Raw genomic sequence first — 15,086 nt, forward strand, 5'->3', positions numbered from 1 at the left:
CAGGAGATCTTGATGATTGACAACGTGTATTCGGTCCTCGGCATGACGTGCGATCACTGCGTGCGTTCGGTCACCGAGGAGGTGTCGGCGGTGGCAGGTGTGAAGGAAGTTTCGGTGGACCTCAAGAGCGGCTCGCTGACGGTGATGAGCGAGGCGCCGATCGACGGGGGTCTGGTTCGTGCCGCTGTCGAGGAAGCGGGATACCAGGTCACTTCGCCGTAACCGCTTCGACAGGTTCATTCCAGTGAGGATCGTGATGAACACAGCAGCGAAGCTGTCGGCGTTCGGTGTGGCTCTGGCGTTGGCCGGCGGCTTGGGTTGGTCGGCGGGTCAGGCGGTCGGACCCATCACCACAGCGGCGACCGAAGGTCATGGGCCCGCGCCCGGACAGGAAGACACGCGGACTGAACCGGATCTTCCGACCGGACTGTGGTCGTCGTCGAACGGGTACACCCTGACCCCGATGACCACCGCCCTGCCCCGCGGGGCGGATCAGCAGTACACCTTCAGGATCGCGGCGGCCGACGGCGCGGTCGTCACCGCGTTCGATGTCGCGCATGACAAGCGGATGCACCTCATCGTGGTGCGCAGGGACACCTCGGCGTTCCAGCACGTGCACCCCGTGATGGACCCCGACGGGACATGGAGGGTTCCGCTGGACGTGACGCACGCCGGGAGCTACCGGGTGTACGCGGACTTCGATCCCGAGGCGGGCGAAGCTGTCGTCCTCGGGGCCGATCTGGACGTGGCGGGGGAGTACGTGCCACGGGCATACCCGCCGTCCAGGGTGGCGAACGTGGACGGGTACGAGGTCAGGATCGATGGCGACCTCGTCCCGGGCCGATCGTCGAAGCTCACCCTCACCGTTGTGCGGGACGGCCGTGAGGTGGACGACCTCGAGCCGTACCTCGGCGCCTACGGACACCTGGTGGCCCTGCGCGGCGGTGACCTCGCCTACCTGCATGTGCATCCCGATGGCGAGCCTGGTGACGGCAAGACCCCACCCGGCCCGCGGGTGATCTTCCATGCGGAGGTTCCTTCCGTCGCCGGTTACCGGTTGTTCCTTGACTTCCGGCATGGCGGGAAGGTGCGCACCGCCGAGTTCACCCTTGACTCCGCGGGCTACTCGGCGCAGCCGCCCGCGACGCGGCCGTCGACTAAGCCGCCCGCGACCCAGGAGTCCGACGCCGGGCACGGACACGGTGGATGAGCCGATGAAAGCCAGCGAGGAGCCGCACATGAGTGGGAACGAACCCGGCGGATCACCTGCCGCCGAGCAACAGGTCGAGTTGGCGATCAGCGGAATGACGTGCGCGTCCTGTGCCGCGCGGATCGAACGACGGCTCAACAAGCTCGACGGCGTCACCGCCGCGGTCAACTACGCCACGGAGAAGGCCAAGGTGACCTATCCCGTTGGCCTGGACACGGCCGCGTTGGTCGACGAGGTCGTGGCGGCCGGGTACTCGGCCACGGTGCCGCGGCCCGAGCCCGCGCGGTCCGAGCGGACCGAGCAGTCCGATGAGCCCGACCCGACGCTGCCGTTGCGCCAACGGCTGCTCGTGTCGGCGATGCTTTCGGTGCCCGTGATCGCGATGGCGATGGCGCCCGTCCTCCAGTTCGACTATTGGCAGTGGATCTCGCTTGCGCTCGCGGGCCCGGTGATCGTCTGGGGCGCCTGGCCGTTTCACCGCGCGACATGGTCGAACCTCAAGCACGGCGCCGCTTCCATGGACACGTTGATCTCGATCGGCACGCTCTCGGCCTTCCTCTGGTCGCTTTACGCGCTGCTGTGGGGCACCGCGGGCGAACCAGGTATGACGCACCCGTTCCAGCTCACGATCGAGCGGTCGAGCGGCGCGGCGAACATCTATCTGGAAGTGGCCGCGGGTGTCACGACGTTCATCCTCGCCGGCCGGTACTTCGAGGCCAGGTCGAAGCGTCGGGCGGGCGCGGCGTTGCGGGCGCTGCTCGAGTTAGGCGCCAAGGATGTGGCGGTGCTCAGGGACGGCCATGAGGAAAGGGTCTCGGTCGACACCCTCGTCCCCGGCGACCGGTTCGTCGTGCGGCCAGGGGAGAAGATCGCCACCGACGGGGTGGTGGAGGAAGGCAGCTCGGCGGTCGACGCGAGCATGCTGACCGGCGAGTCGGTGCCGGTCGAGGTCGGTCCCGGCGACGAGGTCGTGGGCGCCATGGTGAACGCGGGCGGACGCCTAGTGGTCCGAGTCACGAGGGTCGGTTCGGATACGCAACTGGCCCAGATGGCGAAGCTCGTGGAGGAAGCCCAGAACGGCAAGGCCGAGGTCCAGCGGTTGGCTGACCGGGTCTCCGCGGTGTTCGTCCCGATCGTCATCACGCTGGCCATGGGCACGCTCGGATTCTGGATCGGCGCGGGCGCTCCGGCGGCGGCCGCGTTCACGGCGGCCGTGGCGGTCCTGATCATCGCGTGCCCTTGCGCCTTGGGGCTGGCCACGCCCACCGCGCTGCTCGTGGGAACTGGCCGTGGCGCCCAACTCGGGATCTTGATCAAGGGTCCCGAGGTGCTGGAATCGACTCGCCGGGTCGACACGATCGTGCTGGACAAGACCGGCACGGTCACGACCGGGCAGATGAGCCTGGTCGAGGTGCACACCGCCGACGGCGTCGACGAGCGAGAACTCCTGCGGCTCGCCGGCGCTGTGGAGCGGGCGTCCGAACACCCGATCGCCCGGGCGGTGGCGCGCGGTGCGACCGCCCGGGTGGGCGACCTGCCATCGGTCGACGGGTTCGCCAACATCGAGGGCCTGGGTGTCGAAGGCGTCGTCGACGGGCGGGCTGTCCTGGTCGGTCGCCTCGCGCTGGCCGAGCAGCGGGCGCAGGCGCTGCCCGAGCAGCTGGCGGCGGCCAAGACCGCCGCCGAGTCCCGGGGGCGCACAGCCGTCGTGGTCACGTGGGCGGATCGCGTACGCGGTGTTCTCGTGGTGTCGGACACCGTGAAGCCGACGTCCGCGGAAGCCGTTCGGCGACTGCGCGATCTCGGGCTGACGCCGGTGCTGCTGACCGGTGACAATCGCTGCGCGGCACTCGCCGTGGCCCGAGAGGTCGCAATTGCGGCCTGCGATGACACCGTCATCGCCGAGGTCCTGCCGCAGGACAAGGTGGACGTCGTCAAGCGGCTGCAGTCACAGGGAAAGACGGTCGCCATGGTCGGTGACGGTGTCAACGACGCGGCCGCCTTGGCGCAGGCCGACCTCGGTCTGGCGATGGGCACGGGCACGGACGTGGCGATCGAGGCCAGTGACCTCACCTTGGTCAGGGGCGACCTGATGGTCGCCGTGGACGCGATCAGGCTGTCCCGGCGGACCCTGGCCACGATCAAGGGCAATCTGTTCTGGGCGTTCGCCTACAACGTGGCCGCACTCCCGCTGGCCGCCGCCGGTTTGCTCAACCCCATGCTCGCCGGCGCGGCCATGGCACTCAGTTCGGTGTTCGTGGTGACCAACAGCCTTCGGTTGCGTCGATTCCGCGGCATCGCGCAGCCGTCCGAACGCCGGATCGATGCCCAGGAGCGGCAGTCCGCGGCGGAAGGTGAAACCGTGCGGTCGTAACCGCCAGAACGCACAGTCGTCCGCGACCAAGCCCGATGGGCTCGGTCGCGGACGACTGTGTGCTGTCGTGCGTGGCGGAAACCCGATGGCTCACACCATTCGCCGTGCTACAGCGCGGTCAGGTTGTGCGCGGCCTTGATCTTCGCCGCACGGTGCGCGGTGGCCCACCCGGCCACCGTGCCTGCGATGATCGAGGCCGCACTGGCCGCGAGCAGGGTCAACGCGTCGATCCGCACCGGCAGGGTGGGGACGTCCGAAGCGGTGGCCCCAGCGTCGTCCGTCGGCATCCCGGAGTGCCCAGCGCCCTGCATCGGCAAGGGTTGCGTCGCGGGCAGCGGGATGTCGGCGAGCAGGCCCGCCACCGCTGTCCCCAACGCGATGCCGACGACCGCACCGACAACGCTGAGGACGAGCGCCTCCAGACTGATGACCCGGACCACGTCCCGGCGCCGCCAGCCGACAGCCTTGAGCAGCCCGATCTCACGGGAACGCTCGTTGACCATGCCCTGCAGGGCGAGCCAGCTCAGCATCACCCCGCCAAGCACGGCTATCGCCGCGGCGATAGCCGAGAACTTGGCCGAGATCCGACCGACGGCGCCGAAGACCTGGACCATGCTGTCCTCGGTGATCGCGCTGACCTGGCCGAGTTTTCCGTTGAGCGCGGCGACGACGGCGTCGGTCTGACTCGCGTCGGAGAGTTTGACGTGAATCTGGTTGACCGTGCCAGGAGCCATTCCCGCGATCTCCCGGGCGTCATCGATCGGGATGAACATGTTCGCCGAGGCCGCCTGACTGCCGTTGGCGACCTCGAGGATGCCCACGATCTCGAACTTCCGGCCGCCGATCGTCGCCGTCGAGCCCACCTGGAGATCGTAGAACCGCGCATAGTGCAGATCCGCCACCGCGATGCCACGCTCGCCCGCGCTGAAAGCCCGGCCCTCGGTCATGTCGTCCCGCAACAGCTTGCCAGGCCCGACAGCACGTTCGGCGCCGTCGACGCCCACGATGGTCACGGTCTCGCGCGCCCCGAACTCCCACAGTTGGACTGCGCCACTCGCCCCGTCGACCCGGTCCACTCCTTCGACGGTTTTCAGGTCGTCGTCAGCGAACGTGGCCAGTCCGTCGGGGGTCCGGATACCCCGGACCGACGAGTTCTCGGCCGCCGCACCAGGTCGAGTCAGCACCAAGTCGGCGCCGACGCTCTCCAACGGCGCGCGCGAGGCGGTCTGGAAGCCGGCGCCGAGAATGGAGATGGCCACGTACAGCGCGGCGCCGAACGCGACGCCCGCGACGACCGCGACCGACCGCCTCCGCCTGCTGCGCAGCTGCGCCCACACGTAGCTGTTCATCGCTTGGCCAGCTCCTGATCGAGCGCGGCCCTGAGGTCCTCCATGGTCCAGTCGCCCTCGGCGGACTTCATCGGCGCCTTGCCTCTTGGGAAGCCGGTGAACCGCACGGTCCGCTCTCCCAAGGTCACATCGGGTTTCCCGTTGATGAGCACGAGGATCGCGACGTGCCCGGTGAGACCGTTGGCCTCGGCCAACTTCTTGCCGTCGTCGGACTCGGCGTCGTAACGGTGGACCGCGACGCGATCCCGGACCGGGTCGAGCAGCGCGTCGATCTCGGCCACGATCGGCCGCATCGGACGGTGGTCGAGGGCGATGATCTCGACCCGCGGGCCGTTCTCAGCCGGTTTCGCCTGTGAGGTCGCGTCGCTCTTGCCGCAGCCCGCGACGAGAATCAGCGCGGCGAACAGGAGCGCCACGACCCGGCTGGGACGGTGGATTGTTCGTGCGTTCATCATTTTCCCTCTCCCGCTTCGGCCAGGACCTTGCCGTCCTGGATGCTGATCCTGCGGTCGGCCGCCGCCGCCACGTTCTCGTCGTGGGTGATGAGCACCGTCGCGGTCCCGGTGTCCGCGCGGAGTCGGGCGAAGAGGTCCAGGATCTCCTTGCCGGTCTTCGTGTCGAGGTTTCCCGTCGGCTCGTCGGCCAGCAGCAGCTTCGGATTTCCGACCAGCGCCCGCGCGATGGCGACGCGCTGTTGCTCTCCTCCGGACAACTGGGCGGGACGGTGGGTGACGCGGTTCCCGAGACCCACCTGGTCCAGCCGTTCCCGCGCGGCGGCTCTGGCGGCCTCGGTACTGCGTCGGGGCAGCAGCGGAACCGCGGCGTTGTCGAGCGCTGAGAGCGTCGGGATGAGGTGGAACGCCTGGAAGACCAGACCGACGTGTTCGGCCCGCCAGTCCGCGAGCGCGTCCTCGTCGTTGGCCCGCAACAGTTCCCCCGCGAACCTGATCTCGCCTTCGTCGGGCAGGTCGAGCCCCGCGATCAGGTTGAGCAAGGTGCTCTTGCCCGAGCCGGAACGGCCGACGATGGCGACGAATTCGGCTTCGTTGATGTGCAGATCGATCGAGTCGACGGCGACGACGCCGCCGAATCGCTTGCGCAGACCGGTGGCCCGCAGTAGTTCAGTCGACACGCCATACCTCCGAGGGCTTGATTCGTGCGGCCCGCCTGGACGCCGCCAGACCCGCGGTGACCGCGGCGAGCAGGCCGATGGCCAGGACGAGACCGATGGACAGCAGTTCCAAAGTGGAACGGAGCGGGACATCGATCGCGAGCTGCTTGGCGCCGTTCGCCACGAAATGCGGCGTCGGGCTGAGTTCCCAGGGGATCGGGATGCTCACCGAGGTCTGACTCAGCAACCACACCGTGATGAGGGACAGAAGCAGTCCGCTCGCCAGCCCGACGAAGGTCAGAGCGACGCTCTCTCCGACAAGCTGAGCCCGCAGACTCGACCTCGTCCAACCGACCGCACGGAGCACCGCGATGTCCCTGCGTCGCTGCCGCAACGTGGACAGCACCACGCGCAGCAGGCTGGCGGCGGCGAGGAGCAACGCGACGAAGCCGATGATGAGGCCGAACCGGTCGATGATGACGAAGCTGGGGCCGAGCACCTGGTCGAACGACTGCGGCGTGGTGACGATCGCCTCGCTGCCGAGCAGCGCCTTGATGTCGTCTGCCACCGCGGGCCCCCTGGCGGGGTTGGCTCTGACGAACAACACGTTCACATCGCCAGGGCGGATGTCATGCACCGACCGCACTCCGGGCGAGGCCTCCACCAGCCGCTGGGAATCAGCCAGCGGCAGGTAGACGTTGGCGTTCGCGACCTGGCCCGCCCGGCTGGTGTCCACCGTGCCGATGACCTCGAACGGGGATCCCGCGACCGATATGCGGTCCCCGAGGGTGATCTTGTGCTGCTCGGCGTAGCTGTTGTCCAACACCGCGACGTCGTGATCGCCCGGGGTGAGGAACCGGCCTTGCGTGACCCCCGCCGCGAGCTTGTTCGGACCGACATCCGTCGTGGTGTCGATACCAAGCCCCACCAGGAGTTCCTCATCCTGGAACGACCAGAAGAACATGGCCGCGGCGACCGCCTCGACACCCGGGACTGCGCGGACCCGCTCCACCTCCTCGACGTGGACCGGGGACGTGGAGTGCGGGAAGACGACGTTCTCGAATGAAGCGGGACGGTCGCCCTGACGCTGTGCGACGACATCGGATCCGATGAGGGACAACGGCTCTCGGGCGGCCGCGCGATAGCCCGCGCCGTAAGCCTGCAGTCCGAGGAATATCGCGACACCCAGCGCGACGCTGATGACGCCGGTCAAGGTCCGGCGCGGGCGCCGGGCCAGTTCCGTGGCGATGAGCCACAGTTTCATGGGACGAACCTCCGGTTCGATGGGTCGCCGCGAACAGCGCGCGCACGTGGTACCGAGGGCGCATGTCCGAGGCGTGTGAACGAGCGGGGATCGGCTGCACGGCTGTGGAAGGCGTATACGCGATCCGCAACCGACTCGTGCCGTTGCCAAAGGCATCCCGCGTCGGGACGTGTCTATCGAGGCGGCTCAGCCGGTGCCGAGGAGCTTCCGCATCTCGATGATCTCGGCCTTCTGTGCCTTGATGATCTCGCCCGCCAACGTCTTGGCCTGCTCGCTCTTGCCCTCGGCCAGCTGCTTCTCGGACATGGTGATCGCACCCTCGTGGTGTTCGATCATCATCTCGAGGAACATCCGGTCGAACGCGGCGCCGGACGCTTCGCGCAGTCGCGTCATCTGCTCGACGGACATCATGCCCTGCATGGAGTCGGCGTCGTGACCGCCGCTCTGCGAGGTGTTCGAATGGCCGCCGGAAACGCCCCACCCGGTGAGCCAACCCTGCATCAGCTTGATCTCGGGATCCTGCGCGGCCTGGATTCGCTGAGCGAGGCCCCTCACTTCCGGTGACGCCGCTCGGGTCGGCGCCAGGGCCGACATCTCGACGGCCTGGCTGTGGTGCGGGATCATGTCGGTCGCGAACTTGACGTCCGCGTCATTGCGGTCGTGGGTGGCCGTCTGGCCGCCTGAGTGGTTTCCGGGCTCGGCAGCCGAGCCGCAACCGGCGACGAGCGCGGCGCCGAAGACAGCGACGATGACGCCGCGAATGAGTTTGGTGCGCATCAGCATTCCTCTGGGTGTCTGTTCATCAGTGGACGAACAGGTGCTTCGACCTGACGGATCGGACGCCTTCGGGGGTGTGCCGAAGACGTGGTCCTGTCACTGTCGAAGAACGCAGAGAGACGTGATGAGTTTGACCGTCGGAGGTCTGGGCCTCGGCAAGGACCGGATCGTCCCGACAGGTGGTTGGGGAAGCTTAAAACCGTGCCACGGACGACGTTCGCGCCATGCGGCCACAACCACCCGCAGCACGATCATGCCGATGAGAACGGCAAGGCAGAGCTTGAGAGTCGTGTGCGCGGGCGGCGTCGCCGGCGTCCGATCCGGCGTCACCGCGAAGTGGTCGGCCGCGTCACCGGTGCCTGCCGACGTGCCTGCACCGACCGCGGGTCGGGTCGTGGCCCCGTGTTCCATTCGCTCCGACGGCGCATGTCCCGAGAAGGCATGACCGGACATGGCTGCGTGGGTGGCGTGCACCGCAGCGGGTGCTACGGCGCCGTGGTGGGCCGCGTGGTTCCTGGCCATCGTCACCGCGCCCAGCACCACACCGAGAAGGACGAGAAACGCGGCGGGCCGAAAGAGGGTGGACAGTGCGGTGGTGGCGACCATCGGGCGTGCCGGTCGGTTCGCCGAGCGCGGGGACAGGGTCGGCGACCGCACCAGACCTCCCCCGATGGTTGGCTCGACGGGCGTTCCATCAGTCGGGACGCCGGTACTTACGATCTACCATAGTAGATGCCAGAACTTTACGCTACGAAACCGGCCGAGGTTCCGCGCGGCGTAGCGTATGCCCACAAGTCGGGGACTAGAGCTTCAAGGGGAGGTCGGATGCACGGCCTGGGTGATCTGGAAAGCGCCGTCATGGACATCCTGTGGCAGGCGGACCGCCCCCTGAAGGTCCGTGACGCGCTGGAGGACCTCAACAAGTCCCGCAATCTGGCGTACACAACCGTGTTGACGGTGCTGGACAACCTTCACCGGAAGGGTTGGGTCCGCCGTCAGCGGGCGGGCCGGGCGTTCGAGTTCGTGCCGGTCGACAGTCGAGAGGCGGCAGCCGCGCGTGCGCTGCGCGACCTGCTCGATTCGACCGGCGATCCCGATGCGGTGCTGCTGCACTTCGCCGAGTCGGCCTCGGACCGGGAGTCGGACTTGCTGCGGCGCGGATTGCGCAGGCGGGGTGGATCATGACGCCTGCCGTCGCTCTGCTGGCCGGCGCGATCGTCATCACGCTCTGGGGCCATCGAGTGCTGGCGAGGATGTTGAACTCGCGTGTCGAGCCGCAGGTCGCCTTGGTGTCGTGGCTGGTGCTCGTGGGCTGCTGCCTGTTGAGCATCGGGATCGCGGTCGGGCTGGTTCTCCTGCCGGGGCATGGCCCCGCGCACGGGATCATGCAGGTGATCCACCACTGTTGGAGCCATGTCCGCCCGGACGCGATGCCCTGGTATGTGACAGTGCCCGGAGTCCTTGTCTCCGTCGTGGTGGTTCTCGCCGGAGCGCGGGTCGCGGTCGCGATCATCGGCCACTTGCGGGCCGGTCGCGCTTTGCACCGTCGGCATGTGGAGACCCTGCGGATCGTGGCTCGATCCGAGCCTGGCGAGTATCCGACGATGTGGCTCGACCATGACGAACCCCTCGCCTACAGCGTTTCGGGGCGACCGAGCATGGTGGTGGCGACGAGTGGGCTGCACGACCGGTTGAGCAGGAGCTCGGTGGCCGCGGTGATCGCGCACGAGCGGGCGCACATTCGCGGCAATCACCACCTGCTGGTTGGAATCGCCGAGGCGCTGGCGAAGTCGCTCCCGATGCTCCCGTTCGCCCGCAACTCGCCGAAGTTCGTGCGGGCCATGGTCGAACTGAGTGCCGACCGCTCCGCCGCGCGCAGGCACGGCGCGCCGTCGGTCCGTGCGGCATTGCTGGCGATGGCAGGTGTGAGTACGCCGCCGCATGTCCTGGGCATGGCGCAGGACTCGGTGACCATGCGTCTTGACCGTTTGGAGAACTCCGACGTGCGCAAGAGCGCCGGACGCCGCAGGCTCGGAGCGAGTCTTGCTGGCGTCGCGGTGGTCGCCGCGTCGTTGACGATCAGTTCGTCGGTGCTGGCGGCCGCCACGACGGTCGTGTGCCCCCTCTTGTCACACTGATGTTTCGTCGGACGTTTTCCTTGTGGCGCATGGTCTAGGGTGATGGGCCGATGAGACGAGTCCAGCCCATCTTCTATGCTGGATAGTTGTCAGCTCGGTCCTGTTCTCCTACCGTGCAGTCACGGTCCCGATAGGAATGGCCTCGTTTCGAAGGCGGAGACAACCGGCGGTGCGTGTGGGGCGCGACCGCGGCTGTCGCACCGATGTCCATCGCCGGTTCGCCGGGGACACCCGTTGGGGCGGGGCCGATCGCGACCTGAGCCTTGGAGGGGGAAATTGATGTCCAGGACGGTGTATCTCGATCACCATGCCACCACGCCCTTGGACGAGCGTGTGCTTGCGGCCATGCGACCATGGCTGACCACCGAGTGCGGCAACGCATCGAGTGCGCATCGGCTCGGGTCTTCGGCGGCTGCCGCGGTGGAGTCCGCTCGGATCGCGGTAGCGGCGTTGCTCGGCGCACACGATCCGGACGAGATCGTGTTCACCTCGGGAGCCACCGAATCGAACCAACTCGCCATCGTCGGCGTCGCTCTGAAGGCTCGACAACTGCGGGGCGCGCGCCACGTCCTGACCACGGCCGTGGAGCACAAATCCGTCTTCTCGGCGATGGAGTATCTCGTCGAGCACCACGGTTTCACCTCCTCGATCGTGCCGGTGGACCGAGCCGGGCGGGTCGACCCCGCGACGATCGCGGCGGCGGTCACCACCGAAACCGCTGTCCTGTCGACGATGGTGGCCAACAACGAGATCGGGACGATTCAACCGGTTCGACACATCGCGGATTCCGTCCGAGATTCCGGGGTCGCCCTGCATGCCGACGCGACGCAGGCCATGGGCGGTATCGCCGTGTCGGTCGATGACCTCGGCGTCGACCTGCTCTCGCTATCCGGCCACAAGATCTACGGCCCCACCGGGGTCGGCGCTCTCTACGCCCGCCGGGGTGTGCCGATGGCGGCGCTGCTTCCGGGCGGCGGCCAACAACGAGGACTTCGCGGGGGCACGTTCAACGTCGCCGGAATCGTCGGCATGGGCGAAGCGTGCCGAATTCTGACCGCGACGCGCGAAGAGGAATCCATTCGAACGGCGGGGTTGCGCGACCGTCTGCAGTCCGCGTTGATCGAGATGCTCCCGGACGCGGAGGTCAACGGGGACCAGGAGAACCGGCTGCCCAACAATCTCAGCCTCAGCGTGCCTGGGTTGGTGGCGGCGAGTCTGATGGCGTCATTGCCCGACGTGATCTTCGCGACCACCTCGGCCTGCTCAAGCGGGGGAGAGTCGCACGTTCTCCAGGCGATCGGTCAGCGGGCGGAACCGGGCACCCTGCGGTTGAGCGTCGGAAGGCACACGACCGTTGACGATGTCGACTACGCCGCGCGCGAACTGGTCTCGGCCATCAGGGCCGCGACGGGATCGGTCATGCGCGATGTCCATGCTGGTCGCTAGGACGCGTTGGCGCCGCTGCCCGAGCGTCCCGCCAAGGCCTGGAAATCCGAGGAGATAGGCGAAAGCGAGGTCGCACGCTGCCGTGCCCGCGCGGGACCGCGGTTCATGTACAACGCGGCGAGCGGCGTCGAGGAACGGGATCCGCTGAGTCACGCGACACGGTGACAGTGGGCGCGAGTCGCGTCGAGGGAGTCATGGCCTTCCTCAACGGGCGCTTCCACGAGATGGCGCTCGTGGCCTTCATGGTGATCGGGCCGAATCTGCTCGGCGCGAAGGCGCCGATGAGAATCGTGCAGCTCATCCTGCCCCCGAATCGAACCGCACCTGTTCTACAACTTCATCGTGTTCGTCCCGATGGTCGTGGCCATGGTGGTGCGTCGACGCCTCCACGAGAAACGACGCTGCGGGGCCCCGCGATGCATCTGTGCCCGGACTGCGCTCGTCGGATGACCCCGGCGGCCGAATCTCCACCGTGCGACGAGTTTCGCACGCCGTTCCCGCCGTGAGTGGTCAGGCGGAATGCTGCCTGTTCGATGTGGCCGACAGCAAAGTGGCGTGCAGCAGGCGAAGCAGGGCTGGGTCGGAGCGTGCCTGCTGGACGAAATGCGGGATCGCGTCGGCGCCATGGGCGACGAGGACCTGGCGCACGGCCATGCCTGCCGGGCTGCTACTCGTCGCTCGGTAGGCGTAGCGCCGTCCCTGCTGGTCTCGCGCGGCCGCGCCCTTCTCCGTCAATCGGAGCAGCACTGTCATCACGGTGGTGTAGGCGAGTGGGGTCTCCCTGCCCTCGTTCACACGGTCCATGACGTTCCGCACGTAGAGCGGTTCCGGGCTCGACCACAGCACGCCGAGCGTTTCGGCTTCCAATGAGCTGCGCAACGACAGTCCTCCCCGGTCATGGTCACGCAATGTCATCCAACGCTTCCCCAGGGCGAGATTTTACCGGGGGAGCCGGTGCGTCAACAAGACGAACTCCTAAGAAGCTTAGGTGTTCGTCGGGTCTCGTGGGGGCTGTTGGCGCAGTTTCCGACAGTCCGCCCGGCCGGTCGGCGGCTGTGGTAGGCGGCTTGTCTCTACTACGAAGATGTAGCAGTGCCATTGTCGTAATCTGACGGCGTCTATACCGTGGCCGCGCCAAGTCCTCTTCAGTCAGGAGCGCGGTTCATGGGTATCGAGTCCGGGACTCGTCATTTGCAGCGGCCGATTTTCTCAAAGGTCTATTTGAAGATTTCCGACGCGGTGGAGCGAAATGGCGCTCCGCGATATCGGCGCGCTCTGGTGAACGGCCTTTCAGGTCAGGTGGTGGAGGTTGGGCCGGGCAACGGGCTCGGTTTGGTTCATTACTCCGCACCGGTGACGAAGGTCGTCGCGGTGGAACCGGATGACCTCCTGCGGTCGCATGCCCGGCTTGCTGCCGCCCGGGCGGAGGTCGAGGTCGAGGTTGTCGACGGACACGCCGACGCGCTTGCGCTGCCGGACGAGTCGTGCGACGCGGCCGTGGTGTCGCTGATGATGTGCTCCGTTCCGGATCCCGCGCATGCCCTCCAGGAACTGCGTCGAGTACTGCGCCCTGGCGGTGAACTGCGGTTTTTCGAACACGTGCGGTCGGACGTCCGGTGGGTCGCCTTCGCGCAGACCGCGCTGACCCCGATCACTCGCGCCCTCGCCGGTGGCTGCCACTTCGACCGTGACCTGGTGGGCATGGTCGTCGCGGCAGGTTTCGAGCTCGGCGCCGTGGATCGGTTCCGGTTCGCGCACGGCAAGGGCACGCCCGCGATCCCGCACGTGCTCGGGGTCGCGACAAAACCCGTGTCATAAGTCCGCGATGGTGAGTACTACTCGCCCTACTATCGAATGGTAGTACGACTGTCGGGTAGTAAATCCGCGGCTGTTGCTTGTGGAGGGACGCTGGTCTAGCGTCGGCGCCACCGGGGCCTGTTCGTGTTGTTCGGCGTAATTCACGTCCGCGGATCAGTGGGGGATGATGGTGGTTACGGCAATTGAATCCGATCGGCTGCACGACGTGTTCTCGCAGACGTTGCGCGGCGTCATCCTTTCGGTTCCATACAGCAGCGCCGCCTCCTACCACCAGTTCTTCGGAGATGGTGAGCCACCGCTGAGCATGGGTCGCGGATGCGGCTGGCAGTCGTTCACGGCGGGTGATCTGGTGCGTGAGCGGACCGGCGTGAGCGCTACCTACCTGTTCTCCGGCGCGCACGTGCCCGCGCTCTACTTCGGAGCCGACACCATCACCGTCCTCGACCCGTACCTGCCGCACATCGAGCCCATAGTGCTCGACAAGAAGGTCGGTGTGGCCGGTCAGGCGGTCGTCGAGGTGGACGCCTACCCGATCCGTGTCGCGGCCGACGGCACGCCTGCCCCGTCGAAGCTGCGGGGCACCTGGCGCTTCGCCGACGGTGTGCTTCGGTTGGAATACATCCGTTACAGCCCAAGGCTTGGTGGGTACCGAACGTTCCGTGCCTTCACCTTCCGCGCGGGTGCGACCCTGCCCTCGGTTCCGCCGCCGCATGGGCTGGTACGCGGCATCCTGCGTCAGCCCGCGCAGAACAATCTCTCGGTGCGCGTCGTCCACCCGGACGACGAGCTGGTCCGCGAATTGGTCCTGCCCTTCACGAATCGGCCGCGCGCTCGGGTAGTCGACGAGAACTACCTTGTCACGAAGGACAATCAGGGTGCCGTCAGCAGACTCGGATCGGCTGGATACCGGCGCGACCTCGCGGTCATCGCCGACGCCTTGTCGGTCACGGCCGCCGAGGCCGTCGAGTTCGTCATGGACGCCGCGGTCCTCTATGACAAGGCGGCACCTCGTGACATCGAGTGGCCCGAGTACTCAGTGGAGGACGAGTGAGCAGGTCGTTCTTCTTGGCGGGCACCATGCAGGGCAGGCGTCGTGGCGCGGAGATGATCGACCAGGGCTACCGTGCGGCCCTCGCGGACGTCATCGCGCGGTGGGAGCCGGACGCCCGGATCCACGATCCACTGGTGCTGATGGCGCAGTGGTTCGCCGATCGGGAGCAGGAGATCCGCTCGGCGCACGCCGTGCTCGCGAACGCCCGCGAGTTGTACAGGGAGGACATGACGCCCGACGTGATCGGGATCATCGATGCCTTCCACCGGCTCACCGCGATCGCGGCGGACAGCGATGTGTGTGTCGCGTGGCTGCCCGACCACGAGCCGAGCATGGGGACGGCGGCCGAGATGCAGCGGGCCTACCACGCGGGCCGGACGGTCGTGGCGATCACGGACATGCGACAGAACTTGGCCGTCCTGGCCTGCTCGACCGTGATTCTGCCTGACCTGGCGGCATTCGCGGAGTGGCTCGACCGGACTCGGGCGCCGAGTGAGTCGGGTAGTCGCCCTATCCACCCCGCGTGAACGCGCGTCGAACAGGAGGCA

General features: G+C 67.5%; 17 protein-coding genes. 10 read left to right on the forward strand and 7 right to left on the reverse strand.

Annotated elements, in window-relative coordinates:
* Nucleotides 1-12 precede the first annotated feature (12 nt).
* Genes GPZ80_RS02010 through GPZ80_RS02020 form a run of 3 tightly spaced genes read left to right on the forward strand, consistent with a single transcriptional unit; the run spans nt 13 to nt 3,584 of the window.
* Complete coding sequence (locus GPZ80_RS02010; protein WP_187218001.1) at nt 13-222, forward strand: heavy-metal-associated domain-containing protein; 210 nt, start codon at nt 13-15, stop codon at nt 220-222.
* Nucleotides 223-256: 34 nt separating this feature from the next.
* On the forward strand, nt 257-1,210 hold the full coding sequence (locus GPZ80_RS02015; protein WP_187218002.1) for a DUF8832 domain-containing protein: 954 nt from the start codon (nt 257-259) through the stop codon (nt 1,208-1,210).
* Nucleotides 1,211-1,238: 28 nt separating this feature from the next.
* Nucleotides 1,239-3,584, forward strand: coding sequence for a heavy metal translocating P-type ATPase (locus tag GPZ80_RS02020; protein ID WP_187218003.1), 2,346 nt, complete (start codon nt 1,239-1,241; stop codon nt 3,582-3,584).
* Between the two features lie 107 nt (nt 3,585-3,691).
* Here the strand turns inward: GPZ80_RS02020 and GPZ80_RS02025 are convergent, their stop codons facing one another.
* From GPZ80_RS02025 to GPZ80_RS02050, 6 genes are all read right to left on the reverse strand, one after another.
* Nucleotides 3,692-4,933, reverse strand: coding sequence for an ABC transporter permease (locus GPZ80_RS02025; protein WP_187218004.1), 1,242 nt, complete (start codon nt 4,931-4,933; stop codon nt 3,692-3,694).
* Entirely contained in the window at nt 4,930-5,385 is a 456-nt protein-coding gene (locus GPZ80_RS02030) for a hypothetical protein (protein ID WP_187218005.1), read from the reverse strand. Before GPZ80_RS02030 ends, GPZ80_RS02025 begins: the two co-directional genes overlap by 4 nt.
* Complete coding sequence (locus GPZ80_RS02035; protein ID WP_187218334.1) at nt 5,385-6,065, reverse strand: ABC transporter ATP-binding protein; 681 nt, start codon at nt 6,063-6,065, stop codon at nt 5,385-5,387. The genes GPZ80_RS02030 and GPZ80_RS02035 overlap by 1 nt, the downstream gene beginning before the upstream one ends.
* The gene (locus GPZ80_RS02040) at nt 6,055-7,308 is read right to left on the reverse strand and encodes an ABC transporter permease (RefSeq protein WP_187218006.1); all 1,254 of its coding nucleotides are present in this window, start codon (nt 7,306-7,308) and stop codon (nt 6,055-6,057) included. Before GPZ80_RS02040 ends, GPZ80_RS02035 begins: the two co-directional genes overlap by 11 nt.
* Nucleotides 7,309-7,494: 186 nt before the next feature.
* Entirely contained in the window at nt 7,495-8,085 is a 591-nt protein-coding gene (locus tag GPZ80_RS02045; RefSeq protein ID WP_222718751.1) for a DUF305 domain-containing protein, read from the reverse strand.
* Between the two features lie 96 nt (nt 8,086-8,181).
* Complete coding sequence (locus GPZ80_RS02050) at nt 8,182-8,691, reverse strand: hypothetical protein (RefSeq protein WP_187218007.1); 510 nt, start codon at nt 8,689-8,691, stop codon at nt 8,182-8,184.
* A 219-nt stretch (nt 8,692-8,910) separates the two neighbouring features.
* Here GPZ80_RS02050 and GPZ80_RS02055 point away from each other — a divergent pair, with 219 nt between their 5' ends.
* From GPZ80_RS02055 to GPZ80_RS02070, 4 genes are all read left to right on the forward strand, one after another.
* Nucleotides 8,911-9,270, forward strand: coding sequence for a BlaI/MecI/CopY family transcriptional regulator (locus tag GPZ80_RS02055; RefSeq protein ID WP_187218008.1), 360 nt, complete (start codon nt 8,911-8,913; stop codon nt 9,268-9,270).
* Nucleotides 9,267-10,223, forward strand: coding sequence for a M56 family metallopeptidase (locus GPZ80_RS02060; protein ID WP_187218009.1), 957 nt, complete (start codon nt 9,267-9,269; stop codon nt 10,221-10,223). The genes GPZ80_RS02055 and GPZ80_RS02060 overlap by 4 nt, the downstream gene beginning before the upstream one ends.
* Nucleotides 10,224-10,502: 279 nt before the next feature.
* Nucleotides 10,503-11,669, forward strand: a complete 1,167-nt coding sequence (locus tag GPZ80_RS02065; RefSeq protein WP_187218010.1) for a cysteine desulfurase family protein — start codon at nt 10,503-10,505, stop codon at nt 11,667-11,669.
* 194 nt (nt 11,670-11,863) lie between these two features.
* Nucleotides 11,864-12,175, forward strand: coding sequence for a hypothetical protein (locus GPZ80_RS02070; protein ID WP_187218011.1), 312 nt, complete (start codon nt 11,864-11,866; stop codon nt 12,173-12,175).
* 4 nt (nt 12,176-12,179) lie between these two features.
* Here the strand turns inward: GPZ80_RS02070 and GPZ80_RS02075 are convergent, their stop codons facing one another.
* Nucleotides 12,180-12,584 (reverse strand): BlaI/MecI/CopY family transcriptional regulator, encoded by a 405-nt coding sequence (locus tag GPZ80_RS02075; protein WP_187218012.1) that lies wholly within the window; start codon nt 12,582-12,584, stop codon nt 12,180-12,182.
* Nucleotides 12,585-12,833: 249 nt separating this feature from the next.
* Between GPZ80_RS02075 and GPZ80_RS02080 the strand changes: the two genes are divergently transcribed.
* The 3 genes from GPZ80_RS02080 (at nt 12,834) to GPZ80_RS02090 (ending at nt 15,065) form a co-directional block, all read left to right on the forward strand.
* On the forward strand, nt 12,834-13,487 hold the full coding sequence (locus tag GPZ80_RS02080; RefSeq protein ID WP_187218013.1) for a class I SAM-dependent methyltransferase: 654 nt from the start codon (nt 12,834-12,836) through the stop codon (nt 13,485-13,487).
* Between the two features lie 205 nt (nt 13,488-13,692).
* Nucleotides 13,693-14,538 carry a hypothetical protein gene (locus GPZ80_RS02085; RefSeq protein WP_222718753.1) on the forward strand — a complete coding sequence of 282 codons (846 nt, stop codon included), beginning with the start codon at nt 13,693-13,695 and terminating at the stop codon, nt 14,536-14,538.
* Nucleotides 14,535-15,065 (forward strand): hypothetical protein, encoded by a 531-nt coding sequence (locus GPZ80_RS02090; protein WP_187218015.1) that lies wholly within the window; start codon nt 14,535-14,537, stop codon nt 15,063-15,065. Before GPZ80_RS02085 ends, GPZ80_RS02090 begins: the two co-directional genes overlap by 4 nt.
* Nucleotides 15,066-15,086 lie beyond the last annotated feature (21 nt).

Source organism: Actinokineospora xionganensis (assembly GCF_014323725.1).
Lineage (GTDB): Bacteria > Actinomycetota > Actinomycetes > Mycobacteriales > Pseudonocardiaceae > Actinokineospora > Actinokineospora xionganensis.